Source organism: Yersinia intermedia (assembly GCF_900635455.1).
GTDB classification, from domain to species: domain Bacteria; phylum Pseudomonadota; class Gammaproteobacteria; order Enterobacterales; family Enterobacteriaceae; genus Yersinia; species Yersinia intermedia.
In genome coordinates, this window is the sequence record NZ_LR134116.1 from 4,697,010 (window position 1) to 4,712,076 (window position 15,067).

Sequence of the window (15,067 nt, forward strand, 5' to 3'; positions counted from 1 at the left end):
CTTTTTATTCGTGAGAATTTCAGTTGTGACCGTGATTGACCACTATTCAAAGTCTGAAAGCCAACCGGGGGCCGGCGGAGATATTTCTCACGCGCATAGCCACCTTAGCCAAATCGTACATCGCAAGCCATGTCGTCATAGCAAAGCAACCAACATCGAATTTATGTAAAAGAAAAGCGCATAATAAAGCTCGATTCTTAGACACCATTATCGCAGTCAGCGGTTTATTTGGTCGTTAACACAGCCATTTTTGTGATTTTAACCACAAAATACGCAGAAATCGTTTCTGATAAAATAACGTCGTTTTTATCACGTTTAATCCATTATATTAATGAATAAATTCAATTGAATGATGCTGTATTTATTCTCAGCGCTGGGGATATTCAACAAGTTGGATGAGTAAACGTAAGATAACGGAAATAAGGAGAGGAAACTCAATAAAAATACGAATATAAAGCCTATTTTTCATTCTCATCACCATCCTACGGTGCACACTTTTCCAGACGGCCCCCTCTATTATTTATTTCCCCCAGTGGTTTTTTTTTGCATTGCTGCTAACATTATTTTCTAAGGTTATGATGCTAAGTAACTCTGTATTAATTTATTCTATTGAACACCTTCACCATTTTAATAAATTCTCAATATTACACACAAAAAAGTTATAGTCTCAGGGGAAAATATCTCTTTCTTAACAACGGACTGGCTCTTTCCGGGCCAGACTCGCGGACAGGATGAGTAACAAGCGCGGCTACCTACTAAAACTGGAAGAATGCGAAAGATAGAAAATATAAATTTTCAGTCAATGCTTTTGATTTACTAAGCCAATTCCTTGTTTTATTACGCTGAATAGTTGTCTCTATATTCTATAAAACGCCCCATGCTTTAGAAAATTTTCGTATAGATAAACACAGCTCACTCATTGGGAAATGATATTATGCAACCTGCAACGCAGCCCTCAGGAAAAAACAGTTTCTCTGAAAATAATATTATTAGCAGTGTAATTAATAAATATGCAAACACCGGTGTATTTATAATTAATACCAACGATCCGCTGCTGGTAAAATTCTATGATATTCAACTGGCACTAGCAGGTGTCAGTCTGGTTCGTTATCCCAACTTCAGTCAGCTTTGGGTAAATAACAAACTGGCTAGACATGCCGTCAGCTCACTGGCGATGGGGGATAGCGATAGCGCACAACAGGTACACAGCATCGTCAGCCTGGACTCTACTGATGGGCAAACATTTTCAGCAAATGCCATTGGTTCGCTACCGGTATCAGCCGTAAACATCACGCAAACCTTAGGTATCTTTGACGAATCAGGCAGCCCGACGGGAACAGTGCAATGTAAAAAGAACTATATTTACACTGCCAATTGCCCCATTCAGGCTGATGGCACCTTCCCGGCCAGTTTAAAACAAACCCGCTATCCAGTTAATATCATCTATACCTTTTCCCAAACGGTGAATAACCAGACAGTTTACGGGGCAGAAATTGTTACAACACAAAGTTACCCAAAATTAATTCAAAATGATTCACCTGCTGATCTAAATAAAAATAATCTGATAAAAATCTGTCTGGCCCGTAAGGAAAACGACTGTGACTACTTTAATAGTTTTGACGGCAATGTCACCGTACCGATAAAAGGTAGCGTAACCTACTTCGGCAATATTGATTTAAATAATGGCAAGCCAATAAACGCTTATAACTCAATTTATCTGGTACGCGAACGGCAGGGTGGCGATCCGATCACCCCAGCCAGTAACTTTAATTTTTTTGACGACGCCAAAACCCGAATTAACGGCAACGTTTTATCTTGGGATCTAGACTGGCTTAAATTCAAACGCCCCGATTTTGAGTCCGGTGAGCGGGTTTATTATATCTTTAAAGTGACATTACAAATTGAAGGCGCAAGTGTGGCCAGTTTTATCACCAATGCTCCCGGTCAGTTCGATCCTGAACAACGCTTTTTAAATACCAACACGCTAAAACCCATGCAAATTACCTATGGTTGTTTAGGTAAAGGCACCCCCATTTTAATGCAGGATGGTAAAGAAAAAGCCATTGACGACATCCTTATTGGCGAATGGGTGCAATCGCAGGATGGGCGAGCGTTAAGAGTGGAAGATGTGATTACCGGTGCGGAGCAAAACTATCTTGAAATTGAAGTCAGGAATAGCTGCGGCCAACTCAAAACCCTAATAACCAGCCTGGGCCACCCCTTTTGCACTACCACCGGTGTGGAACTGGCGAGTGAATTGACCCTAACCAGTCGACTGCTAACCCCAGAGAGTGACTGTGGTATCAACCGTATCAACAAACAACACGGTGAGATTGAGGTGTACAACCTGCACCTTTCCACTGATGACCCCATCAAAGATCTGACAGAAAGTAACAGCACCATGTATGCCGCTGGTGTGCTAGTTGGTGATAGCACGATGCAGTATCACTACGAAGAGGCGTACCACCATCGCTCGGTGAATATCCTAAACCAGCTACCGGAAGAATGGCGTCAGGATTATCAAAACCATATTAAAACCATAAGGTAAATGATTGATATGTTTATTGGTTATCCTGATTTTCAGCAAATCATCACCGATGACAGGCTGCGCGTCGTTGCCGTCTGCCAGCAGCCAGATGTCTACTATTTGTATCCAGAACCCTTCGCCCTGATTGTCGGTGATCCGCTGGCCTTCGCGCTGGATATAATCCTTAGCCTAAGCAACAACATAATCTACGGTGACCTTGATTTTACCGCCGAGCTACAATTTACCAGCGGCAGCGCACTTGAGGCATTCAATCGCCAGCACCCCGGCAAAGCTATCCAAGGTTTGCCGGTTATCCCTTATAAGCTCGGTTTCCGTTCACCACCTGACCATGATTCAGCATTAACCCATCAGGATTACGACCCAACCTGGTATTCGGCGCAGTCGATTCAATTTCTGATCTCGCTTGATGCAGATACCACGCAACTGATGAAAAAAACGTTGCTGGACAATATTGTTGGCTTTAATGCCCGTATCGATGGTTTTGTCGAGGGTGTATCGCCACGGCTGAACTACACACTAGATTGCGATCCCGGCCAGTTAATCGCCGAATTAGCGGCCAATGTTAAAGACGCCAAACCTGCGTCCAACAACCGGATTGCGTTTCCCTACGTGTTGCTTACTCAGTACGTGTACGAAAATCTATCCCGGCTACCACTGCTGATATCGCCAGCCTTCTCCTCGACCAACCCGGCAGAAGCGCTGTTATTCGCGCAGGCTCTGCTTGATCGTCTGTTCAACACGTTGGGATCGCCCTATATCGGTAACGCCAATACCAATACTGCTTATATTTGTCTGTTGCTCCCCCAGAAACAGCGCCGCCTGATAATTGATTTAAAACGCGTTGAGCTAACCCGGCGCCCCATCTGCTTTTTACTGGATCCCTTTGCCATGGCACAACAAATTGCCAAAGAGGCTCCCGAACAGGTTATCCACCAGATAACCGCACCTGCGCTGCCAGACGGTAACCTGCGGATTAACATCCTTTACGCTTTCCCACAGGGTCTTAAAGACGGGGCGTTTATTGATATACAAATCATTTTACCACCGGGTGAGCTTTATCCTTCGGAACAACAGCAAACCCTGCTATTGATGCCCAATCAGAGTTATTTGGCTTTCACATTTATTAATAATACATTCAGTTTTAATGGTGAATACCAGTACCATATTCGCGTTAACTACCCAACCGTCAATGGATATCTCTCTCTCGTCACCGAGCAACGAACCAGCAATAACAAAATACTGACGCTGGATTATTCCAGCTTCCCTTGTCAGTTCCTGACCCTGAATATCGATCCGACATTCGCACAACACAGTACACTCACAGGCCACTACTATTCCGCTAGCCTGTCGGAACCCTTTGAACTCACGCTGGCTTCGCCCTGTTTCAGTTATCCGATAACGGGACGTGACGCCTATGCCAAGGTGACCGCCTGGGATAACGATAGCGCCGCCTCAGTGGTGCTCGATATGCCAATCACCCAGTCAGCTACCCTCGGTGTTTATAGCTTTCCTCAGTTCGGTGCGCAGCACGCCATCATTATCGCCCGGTTTGCCACTGGCATCCGCTATGCCACGTTACGATTTCAAGCTCAGGGCGAAACGCAAACGCGTGACCACACGTTTACTCAGCAGGATAATTGCTATGAATATCAATGGAATGTCACGTCAATTTACGCGGCAGGGTTTCGTTATAAAACCAGTAACGGTCAATGGTCGGACTATGTGACGGGCAATCAAACCATTACTTTTGAGGTTGAAAATGAAGACTGAACCATTAAATCCTGAAAAAAATCTGGCGTCCTTTTTTTTGCTTGATCGCGCTTTCGTCTTTCACGATCAGCGATGCGCGCCCAACAACTATACCTATGGCTGCTTCACGCCTGAAATCGTTCATGACGATCGGGGAAATAAAACCAGTGGTTTTCACCTCACCACCAGTCCGGCAGGCGGCCTCGTCATCCTGATTACACCGCTAGTTCCTCTCAATACCCAAGCTATACAACAGTATATTCAGACACATATCTCCCACTCAGGCGGTAACATCACCCTTGAGCAGTGTACTGCGAAGACGGCGATCTTCTTGCGCTTTCAAGAGCCGCGGGGTGACTCCACCTATCTGGTTGAGTTTGAAGGAAACTCTATGTCGACCACCCATTCGGAAGGGATAGCGTTGACTGAGGCCATACAGGGCGACGCGAAGCGGGTTTTTCTTGCCACCCACACACAATTCACGGTAAGCACTACGGTTAATGCCCGTCTCAACAGCGACTGGCGGCAGTTTCTGATACTGGCTTTTAACACCAAAACCCGCACACCAGAGGCTATTGCGCAGCTACTCGACAAGCAAATTACTGCTGGTGTCGTCGTGCTGGACGAGGAGTTTAAAAATACCCCGTCGCCGCAGACCAAAGAGACCGTGAGAAAAAATCTGGTCGATCTCGCTGCCAGCATCCTCAGTAATACGCTCGCCAACATCTCGCATATTGATGAGATACCCACCAAAGTTGACTATGATTTTTCTTACGAAAGCAGCCTGCCCCAATCTTATGAACTGATCGACGAACAGGATATCGCAACGCTATTCAGCGGCTTTATCGCCAATAAACTGATTTCCTATGACTCTTCACCGTTGCCTGAGCCTCAACGAAAACAACCTGACGATCCGGGAAAACAGCATACCTGCAAAGTCAGCCTGGATTTCAATGCCAGCAAGTTTACGATTATGTCGATTGAACTGACGTGGGCGGATAAAAAAGCCCCCATGCAGTGGCCAAACTTTCCTCCGCTCACCATCACCGCCGATAGTCGCGTGAATGAGATTAATATCAAGGTCACCTTTTCCGACTATTCATTCATTAATATCACGCGCCAGTGGCAAGCAGACATCAACCTGACCGTTCAGGATATCGGGTTTCATGAAGTGACCTTTGATGCCCGCCACTTACAATCTGATTTTAAGACGATTTCTGGCAGTGCCAATTACGTCCCAGATGGCCAGGCCAAACGCGCTACCTTTAATTTTTCATTTTCCGATCAACAGTGGCAAACCACTTGGTTACTCAATACCCAGTCAAATAGCTTGAATGGCCGTATTGAATACCACTGGCAGGGAAAAACGTCGTCATTTATAAGCAGAAATTACGATTCAGGTGTACAGCAGTCGGCCTCACTCCGTATTGAACTTCAATACAAAAAATAACCATGAGTTAAGAGGAATAAGCTATGTTAACCACGGCAATCCAGCATTCGATTAAAATAGAGACCAAAGAACACTTAGGCGTCAAGGTATATACCTATACCTGCTATGGCGATAGCGAAGATAAAAATATTTTTTATGTTATTCCTGAAACCCCAATATTTTCTGGTCAGGAAAACAAGCCTGACTTCTTATTCTATAAATATCGTAAAGAAGAACAACAAGGCGGATATGCACAGTTTACCGTTAAACTTCCTGTACCAACAGAAAGCGAAGCTGACAAAATAAAAGCTCAGCTTTATAATGGGATATCACCGCAACTTTTGGCGAAATCAAAACTTATTGTCCAGTATATTAAGGCTGAAAAAGTATTTAATTCCGATCCAACCAATAAAGCCAATCAAGATGCCAAAATTAAAGCTTTTCAAAATGCTGGATTAACCGAAGAGCAAGCAAAAAAATATATACTCGCTTATAACCCTGATGCGGGTGACGATCAATTTCTCGGTCAATTGATGCCCGATGGAGCGCGAAAAATAGAATTGCGCCAGCCCCGCTATACCTCAGCGCAAGCCTCGTTGATCATCAATGAGGACAAAGTATTTTACTGCCAGGTACCCACGCCACTGAGTCCCTCTGGGTTGGGGAATAACGATACTGTATTTAGCATGTCGCTAACGGGGCTGGGAGCAACCCTATTTGAGAATGTATTAAAAGGAACACCAAGTAATGCCAGCGTCGGGATTCGTTATAACTTCACGCTGGATGCCTCTCTGCCGGCAGTAAAAGTTATTGTCACCTACAACAGTACGAAAATGAAAGAAGTGGCGCAGACCATTACCCGCCATACCTGGTCTGCGGATGAAAAAGAAATCACCCGTGAATTTTCCGAGAAAGGGGCCGCCAAGGTCACTGTTATTACCAGCCTCAGCGCGAAAGAAATGGGCATGAAAGATGACCAATATAGCGCTTGGATAAAAACCTTCGAGGACTGGGGACAAGCACAACTTCAACAAATATTGTCTACCCAAACTGGGCTGGATATGAGTATGGATTTACTGAACGATGCGGGCAGTTTTGATAAATTTAAAGAAAGTCTGAAAAACACGCAGGATTTCACCCGCGTATATGAAGAAAACCGTGTTGTTCCTTTTTCCATCGCGCCGCAGACTCAGTTGCCGTCCATTCTCTCTATTGTTGGTGCTGAGAAGGTCGATGACTATTTCAAAGAATACGATCTTGATGATCCCTTCTTTCAGTTTATTCAACCGGAATTTTATGTCAGTCAGGATCTGGATAAATATGATATTGAAAATATTATTGTTATCGCAAAATATGATGATAATCATGTCAGCACACTCCGCTTCGACAGAAAAAACACCGCGCCGCAAAAAACTGAGAAATGGTATATTGATAAAAAACTGGGGCGCACCTACAGCTATTCATATACGGTGAATTTCTCAGGGTTGCATTCAAAACCCTATCATTCAGGTAAAATAGATGTAATTGATAGTCTGGTTCAATATATCAACATGGCACAATGCGGTATTGTCTACGCACAAATTGATTCGTTACTTGATGCGCAGGCATGGGAAACATTCAGCCAGGTACTATTGAAAGCCCAATATTCCGATCCAGCACATGGTGTAGAATTAAAAAGCGATACTCAGGTATTGAATGTTTCCACGCAGCCAAAACCTTTTATTTATCCAGTAGGCATGAAGCCAGAGAATCCCATTTATTTCACCACTAATTATTATACCCGTGATGGTGGTAATTTTACTTACATCGAACCAGGTATTGAACCATCTCCGCAATTACCCGGATATGGTGGCACCCGTGCGAACCAGATTCAAATAATGAATGCCTTACCGAGGAAAACGACCTACTCCATATTTTTCATCGCACCGAAGAAAGATGTACTCATTATTATCTTCGACATGATGGTGAACTATAAGACCTACAAGTTTAAACAAACTCAATCGATTAATCTGGAAGAAAAAGATCTCGTGGATGCCTCCACCCGCCGCGACCTTACCTTCGAGTTTTTACCCGATGGCACAGATGACATTCCTGAAATCACCTACAGCGGTACCATTATTTACAATGATGAGCGCGATCCCAAGCCAATTGAGGGCAAGGTAACCGGTTCATCAGTCGCGGTGGTGGTGAAGTGTTAAGGCCCGTCATTCTTCTGGTGTAGCGGCGGCCAGACATGCTGCCTCTGAACCGGTCCTCCCGTTGAGGCGGTGATGAACAGTATTCATCACTATTGGATAGGCAGGGCATCGGTCATTACATTTATGACCGATGCTCGGTTGATTGTTTTTTATTCAACATGGACAACCCCATGGATAACAGAATAACGGAACAAACTATCGGTTTTATTAATGCAATGCCAGGTAGCCAAGTTTATTATTATAGCGCGTTGGCACCCAGTATTTTGGTGAATGAGCAGGCTATTCCCGAAGTGCATTACCAAATATTCAGGAGCAGCGCCACCGCACAGCCGACGACTTACTACGCAATACTCTCATTGCAGACGCAGCTGAACAGCAGTATGGCTGCTGCACAGGCAGCGGCGCGGGATAATCCCGATATTCCGCCGGACGCGACCCTGCTCCCCTTACAAATTATTGCCAGCACTGCCACGCTCTGTATTCCACAAGCTATGCCTCAACTGCTGAATCACACCTCGCTGGGGAATAATCAATTTTGCTACATCATGGCTGCACTGACTGACGCGAATGATATTCAGCGGATCGTCGCGCTGCTTCAGCAACCGGAATCGGCACCGATTGCCGTCAGTTATAAAATCGACTACCTGCAACAGTTACCCCCCTCAACCTTTGAGCTTGATGCCCAATGGGATCAAGTATATGAATATCTAAAAATCTCATTCGGTTTTAATGCACTGATTTTTTCTTTTAATATTGATGATATTTCCGAAACCTTAATCAGTAAAAAGCTAGTTACTATCAAGGCAAGAAATACCAATCCCGACCATTATATGAGACAAGCCACGGCTGAATTGAGCACTATCCTGACTTGCGAATTTTTCACCCCAGTATTTGGTCAAATAAAAACGGCCCCCGCGCCTAAATTTGGTTTCCAATTACAAAACATCTCAGTTAAAGATATTGATAAACGCACGCTCAGTGCCAGAATCACCGAAACCACGGTAGTGCGGCGATCTCTCTATCCTCAAGCGCTTTTTGCCACATTGGTCAGCCAGAGCCATTATGATGCCATCGACGTCGTAAGCTATCACGAGCTTCAGGATGATTTTTTCGCTTACCGCACCATAAAAGTTCAACTGCTGACACCAGAGTTAGACGAGAATATTCAATTGGTGGCGCTCAATTTGACTTATGGCACCACGCGGTCCCCGTTAGTTTTCTCCAGAAATAATATGGCGGCCAAAACGTTCCATTTTTCCGCCATTATCGACCCTGTAACAAAAAAAATGTCCTGGCCGGTGGAGTATCAGTTCACATTATATTTTAACCATCCGGTCGGTGGTGTGATGTCTGCCAGTTCAGCCATCCTGAGCACATCCTTAACCGAAATTTTTCTAGACATTGAATCGTTATATAGCCGTTATCATTTCGTTATTGCCACAGAAAAAAAATTCAACTGGGCATGGTATACATCAATATTGGTAAATATCACCTGTACCCATATTGAAAACAAAGAAAACAGCACGTCAAAAAATTTCCACATTACCGAGAAAAAACCGTCGGAAGAATACAGCGTCATGCTGCCAGATCCTGAATGTTATACTTTTTCGGTAATCAAAGAATATAGTACTAGCACTAACACTCCCCATATTCCAGTAAGGTTAGACCAGCCCACCAGCCAGGATGTCAGCATATCTTCACGGCTCTATAAACAAAGAACGCTGAAAATCATCCCAGTGTTCGACTGGGAAAAAATCACACAGGTTTTAGTCAATGTGACTTATTGCTATAACCAATTCTCTATGAGTTCGTTAAAGGAAGCATTTTATTTCTCTGAAAACCAGTCAGAGCCTGAATTATTTAGCGCAGACCAACCCGACCCGACGTTGCTGTTTATTAATCTCGACATCATGATTATTGATAATGATGGCGGCGTTGAAAATAAAAAACTCATTACCGATGAAGAACAGATCGATATTACTAACTGACCATGAGGAAATATCATGTTATTACTGAGAGAAAAAACCGCCACGATTAAAAACATCACGTTTTTTTCTGATGATTCAGATGAAAACCAATTTTGGTATTTGCCCGGTGATATTCATATTGCCGTACGCGATGGAAAACCGGTATTTTCATTAATTAAATACACCGGTGATGACGCCAACCAACAGGGCGGATACATAAACTTTGAGGTTAATACTGCTGTCGATGAAGGCGAACTCAATACCGCGTTTACCGATTACCTGAATAAACTGAAGATCAAGCCGCAAAATGCCCGTAAAGCGCCAGTACCGTTTAATAACGGTACTGTGAACTTTTTTGTTCTGGATGCACAAAATGCCAACGGCCAGTTGATTAGCGCACAAAGCTCTAGCCTGTTTGGTAATAACACCGCCATTTTCAGTGCCAAACTGACGCCACAACAGGCGGTTATTCTGGAAGCTGCGTTTAATCAAGCGCAGGCACCAGCGGCAGTGGCTTACAACCTCACTTATACCGGTATCACCCCGGCATTGAAAGTGGATGTTACCGCCGAATTTGACAGCGTTTATAAGGAATTCGGTGCCAAGTTTGGCATTAATATCCCTATCCCAGTCGAGACACCGGCAAGTTTTTGGCTTGGCTTTGATAGCGTAATTAAGAAACTGGAGCAAGATCAAAAACTCGTTATTAAAGTGACCGAAAGTATGCCCAGCGACGAGGCAACCAAAGAAAAAGATTGGGCATTACAGTTTGTCAAAGAAGAACTACTAAAGATGTTTTTCAATGCAACCATTAAACCAAACGCAGAAAGTAATGAGCAGGCAAAATCGGCCAGCGCTTCCATTCTGGAATCATTGATTGGCAGTAAAGATGAGAAAGGGAAAGGCGGTCTTTTCCCCTGCGCATCGTTGGAATTGAAAGTGGTCAACATTACCGAGCATAAAACCTTATCCTTTAACTACACTTCATCAAAAGCGATTACTCAGGCTGCCGTGCCACAAAACTTTATCGGCACCGACACGTTAAAAGCCCAAAAAGAGAAACCTTATTTTATTGAAGTAAACGTCAATGATCCGTTCTTTCAGAAAATCGAACTGCAAATCTTCGGCCCAGATGGCTTTGAAGAGTTCGGTATCAAAGCGGCAGCATTTCAAGCCAGCTACAATAACAATATCTATACCAGTGATGCCTTTACCGAGGACGGTAAAGAATGGCGGAAAAATATTGCCAGAAGCAAAGACAAAAATGAATTATTCGATCTTCAAGGCGAATTTATCTTTAAATCCGCAAGCAGCTCCGGCTGGGAAGGTAACAGCAGCTATCAGTCAAAATTCAAAACCGCGTCTACCACCATCGGTCTCGATCCAAACAATTTACTCACTTTCAATGAAATTGATATTTTCCTCGATCGCCAGTTCTCCTGGGATAAATACAATCAGGTGCTGGTTGAACTCACTTATCTTGATGACAAAGGACAAAAGAAAACCAAAAAGTTCTCCTTTAACCCCGATAAAACCAAGGCGCAAACCTTCAAGTATCGCTGCCTAACAGAGAAACCCTGGACGGTTCATTATACGATTACTTATCTTGAAGTCGGCGGGCATACCCGGTTGGTCGACGGTACAGATAATCCACCAGCCATCGTTATTCCGGTATGAGTTACGGTAAATAATCATGGTTGAACGCGTTGCGGTGTTACCAGCGGCATTGGACGCCCTGGTAACCACTTTATGCCATCATGTGCCGGATTTAGCAGGCGCACTATTACCCGACATTCACCGTTTTAGCCAAAAACGGATAGCGTCGGGGCTGCTATCTGCGGCATTTAATACCAGTCTATTGGCCTATAACGGTAGTCCACTGGAGTTCACGACATCCAGCATAAAACCGCAGGCTGTGGCTTGCACGTTTGATACTTTTCTTCCGTTATCCACCCAGAGACGTGATATTGGAGCCTTCAGTGCGGAAAATTACCCGCATGCCTCGTCAGATTCGTCTGCGCTTGCAGCATCCTGCTTCGCACACATTGCCCGGATACAACGGCCAGATACACCGACCCAGGCGCTAAAATTTGGCTCATGGTTGGGACGGAAATATACCGCTGGCGGCGTTAAAACCAAAGTTTATTCCGAAGTTCCACCAAGCAATCAAGCATTACTCGCCCTATATGCCTCCCCGCTAAATCACGCCAATAGTGATTATCCCCTGCATCAGTTAACCGCAGCCGGACTATCGCTGTTGATGATTGGCTATTACCCAGATAATCCTGACACGCCAACTGAATATTATTATCAGTGGCACAGCGCAGAAATAACGCTGGCAGACATCGCCAACGTTATGCGGTTATTTGGTACTGAACGTGGGTTTCCTCCGCTGGCCGCGCTGCTCAGGCAGGTATTAACTAACATGCCTAATCCAGATGAATTCCCCGCCACCACCTATGGTTTCAGCCTGGTCTATAACCATCGACACCAGTTGGAAAGTTTTAGCCTGTTTACTATGGCGCCGCGCTTTTTAGGTGGCAATGCGCAGGCTGCCATCAAGATTGATGAACTATTGCAGCACGTGGCACAGCCCATGCCACTGCTACAAGCGTTGCTCAAGGAGAATGTGCCTCTTCAGTTTAATGTCATCGGCTTTACGGTTGATGCACAGGCAAGGTGCGGCATCAGTTGTACCTTCAGCCCGCAGAACGACCTTTGGCGCGAGGTTTCCCTACCAGACCGTAGCCCGCCGCTGCCGCGCGATATATCGCTAGCCGCGATCCTCCAGCAACAGCAGTCAGAAAACGGGGCGTTCCTGTCCAGTGTCAGAACACCCGACGGCCAGTGGCATCAGGACGCCAATGCTTTTGTCACTGCTCAGGTATTAAGGACACTCGACTACACCGAGCAAACGGCCCCCTATATCGATCGCGCGCTGGATTTTCTCGCTACTTGTGAAACCCGCCCCGGTCATTTCAGTTTCTGGCCTCGTCACGCTCATCCCCGGTGGATGAACGGCCAGATGATTGACGCCGATATTGATGACACGGCGATAATTACCGAAATGTTGTACAAATTTGGCCGTATTTCGCCTGACGCTGTTCGCCTAACGCTGATTGAGATGAATGGCTATCAGTTACAGAAGGTTGATGCCCGACTTGCCGAACCGCAGCATCAATGGGCTGAATGTCAAACCTTCCACACTTGGATGAAACAAAATAATGAAATTAGCCAGCTCGACTGCTGTGTTAATACCAATGCGCTAATTTTACTGTATCGTTTTTATGGCGAACAATGCGCAACCCTACCGGCTTATTATCGTATTATCACCATGCTGAATAAAGCCGTCGTTTGGAGTCAAAACGAATACCAGAGAATAACCCAATTAACCCCCTACTACGCCCATCCCGCTGAATGGTTGTCCACACTTGAATATGCCCAAAATATAGGTATCGATGCGCTATCAGACATTATTACGCCGTTAAAAAAATGGCAGTTCGCTAGTGGCGCTGGGGAAATACCGCTCTATCGCCGTCACGATGGACAGTATCTGTGGACCTCATCCTATTTATCAGCGCTAAGGCGTTGCTCTGTTCTCTATGATACGAAGGATACCTATGAACATCTTTCTTAATGACCTGGTCACGCTAAACAAAATCATTCTGGAAAACGCGCAGCAGCAGTTTACCGAAAACGTTAATCTGACCAGAAAATTGCGGGCAACTCTAACGCCATTATCCGACGAATTGATAGCGCAGGTCAGTACCGAGAATGTCTCTGGCGAAATACGCTATCAGATTGAAACCACAACAGATGGCATTAGTTGGACGATGGTACTGAGTTTCTTTCTCAACAAAAACGTTCAGGAAATGCCGTATGTGGTGCTCAATTTCAATCAGTTTGGCAAATTCAATGAAATGATATTTCAGGACGTGGCACTCAAAACTGAACGACAATATCAGGCTCAACTAAAACTAACCCGACTTGAGCAGCGAGATGCGTTATTAAGAGCCTTATCCAACTACGATGCGCAAACCACGCTGGTGATCGCCATCAAGTCTGATACCGGTCTGCTCAATACCATTACTGATCCTAAAATATTTTATTTTGCGGAAAATTATTATCCTTATATCTACCGCGGTATCGCGCCACCGAATCCACGTCTGGAATTAATTCTCATACCAATAGAATATCATCAATATTGGTATAACTATTATCAGGATAACATTCGTAAAGATTATCTTTATTATTTACCAGATACGTTTCAACTGGCCAGTAACAGCAATGACAATAATAAACCCATGTTGTCGATCTCCTTTTCTGCGCCAGAAGGGGCAACAGAGGTGGCTCAGTTCAATGTGACCTTTGACTATTTCTTGCTACCCAAGGTGGACAGACAACGCATTAACGACGCCGAAACTACCTTTATCCAATCCCAGCCACAGGGTAAGTTGATCCCTTTTTCCAGTGCGCATAGCCTTAAACTACGGCTGTCATTACCGGCGGGAAAAACCGAAGAGACCAACGCCATAGTAAACTTGCAAAGCGGCATTATTGATTCGTTCACGCTGCCCTCGGCGCAGTTTGCAAAAATTTGGGACGCGCTGTTTGATACCACAGCACAGCATCTGTTGCTCAATGGCGAACTGGAAGTTAAACAGGAAGGCTTCAGCCCTGACAATATCCCGGTACAACTCAGGATGCCGGTTGAATATAAAAATAATCCCCAGCCGTTTATCGATAAGTCCACCCCGGTTGAGATTGTCAAAACGCTGAAGTTTATCAGCAGCCAGGGTGCTTATGACCCCACCGGCCCAAAACCCATAGAACAGATGCTAATCAGCATCAACAACCAGACAATAGCACTGAACAGCGAGCAGCCCACCAAAACCTTAAAAGTGAAAGTGTCAGCCTTGCAACTCATTCTTAATCCGCAAGAAAAGCTGATCTACCATTATGATGTGCAGATTCATTATCAGGATGGGGCAAGAAAAGAACTTAGAGATTTAACCTCAACTTTCGAAATTATTTATGTCCCTTGACCCTCTCAATAACGTTGTGGCATTAAAGTGTAGTCAGTTAATATATTGTTTTTAAACATATAAACTGAAAGTAGTGGCAGCTATTGAGTTAGCCCACATGATACGCAAAGGGTAACGCCAACATTCAGGTG

At 44.7% G+C, this 15,067-nt stretch carries 8 protein-coding genes; all 8 read left to right on the plus strand.

Features of this window, described 5'->3' with window-relative positions:
• Window positions 1-934: 934 nt before the first annotated feature.
• The 8 genes from EL015_RS21430 (at window position 935) to EL015_RS21465 (ending at window position 14,936) form a co-directional block, all read left to right on the plus strand.
• A complete protein-coding gene (locus EL015_RS21430; protein ID WP_005186718.1) occupies window positions 935-2,548 on the plus strand; it encodes a Hint domain-containing protein in 1,614 nt (537 codons plus the stop codon).
• Window positions 2,549-2,557: 9 nt separating this feature from the next.
• The gene (locus EL015_RS21435; protein WP_032906760.1) at window positions 2,558-4,318 is read left to right on the plus strand and encodes a hypothetical protein; all 1,761 of its coding nucleotides are present in this window, start codon (window positions 2,558-2,560) and stop codon (window positions 4,316-4,318) included.
• Entirely contained in the window at window positions 4,308-5,747 is a 1,440-nt protein-coding gene (locus EL015_RS21440; protein WP_032906714.1) for a hypothetical protein, read from the plus strand. The genes EL015_RS21435 and EL015_RS21440 overlap by 11 nt, the downstream gene beginning before the upstream one ends.
• A gap of 23 nt (window positions 5,748-5,770) precedes the next feature.
• Window positions 5,771-7,924, plus strand: a complete 2,154-nt coding sequence (locus EL015_RS21445; protein WP_005186712.1) for a hypothetical protein — start codon at window positions 5,771-5,773, stop codon at window positions 7,922-7,924.
• A 170-nt stretch (window positions 7,925-8,094) separates the two neighbouring features.
• Entirely contained in the window at window positions 8,095-9,912 is a 1,818-nt protein-coding gene (locus EL015_RS21450; protein WP_005186710.1) for a hypothetical protein, read from the plus strand.
• 15 nt (window positions 9,913-9,927) lie between these two features.
• Window positions 9,928-11,568 carry a hypothetical protein gene (locus tag EL015_RS21455; RefSeq protein ID WP_005186709.1) on the plus strand — a complete coding sequence of 547 codons (1,641 nt, stop codon included), beginning with the start codon at window positions 9,928-9,930 and terminating at the stop codon, window positions 11,566-11,568.
• Between the two features lie 16 nt (window positions 11,569-11,584).
• Complete coding sequence (locus EL015_RS21460) at window positions 11,585-13,528, plus strand: prenyltransferase/squalene oxidase repeat-containing protein (RefSeq protein WP_005186707.1); 1,944 nt, start codon at window positions 11,585-11,587, stop codon at window positions 13,526-13,528.
• The gene (locus tag EL015_RS21465; RefSeq protein WP_032906713.1) at window positions 13,512-14,936 is read left to right on the plus strand and encodes a hypothetical protein; all 1,425 of its coding nucleotides are present in this window, start codon (window positions 13,512-13,514) and stop codon (window positions 14,934-14,936) included. Before EL015_RS21460 ends, EL015_RS21465 begins: the two co-directional genes overlap by 17 nt.
• The last annotated feature ends 131 nt before the right edge of the window (window positions 14,937-15,067 follow it).

Bases quoted from the DNA above. Each gene is read 5' to 3' on its own strand.
- EL015_RS21430 (WP_005186718.1), top strand. From the start codon at position 935: ATGCAACCTGCAACGCAGCCCTCAGGAAAAAACAGTTTCTCTGAAAAT.
- EL015_RS21435 (WP_032906760.1), top strand. From the start codon at position 2,558: ATGTTTATTGGTTATCCTGATTTTCAGCAAATCATCACCGATGACAGG.
- EL015_RS21440 (WP_032906714.1), top strand. From the start codon at position 4,308: ATGAAGACTGAACCATTAAATCCTGAAAAAAATCTGGCGTCCTTTTTT.
- EL015_RS21445 (WP_005186712.1), top strand. From the start codon at position 5,771: ATGTTAACCACGGCAATCCAGCATTCGATTAAAATAGAGACCAAAGAA.
- EL015_RS21450 (WP_005186710.1), top strand. From the start codon at position 8,095: ATGGATAACAGAATAACGGAACAAACTATCGGTTTTATTAATGCAATG.
- EL015_RS21455 (WP_005186709.1), top strand. From the start codon at position 9,928: ATGTTATTACTGAGAGAAAAAACCGCCACGATTAAAAACATCACGTTT.
- EL015_RS21460 (WP_005186707.1), top strand. From the start codon at position 11,585: ATGGTTGAACGCGTTGCGGTGTTACCAGCGGCATTGGACGCCCTGGTA.
- EL015_RS21465 (WP_032906713.1), top strand. From the start codon at position 13,512: ATGAACATCTTTCTTAATGACCTGGTCACGCTAAACAAAATCATTCTG.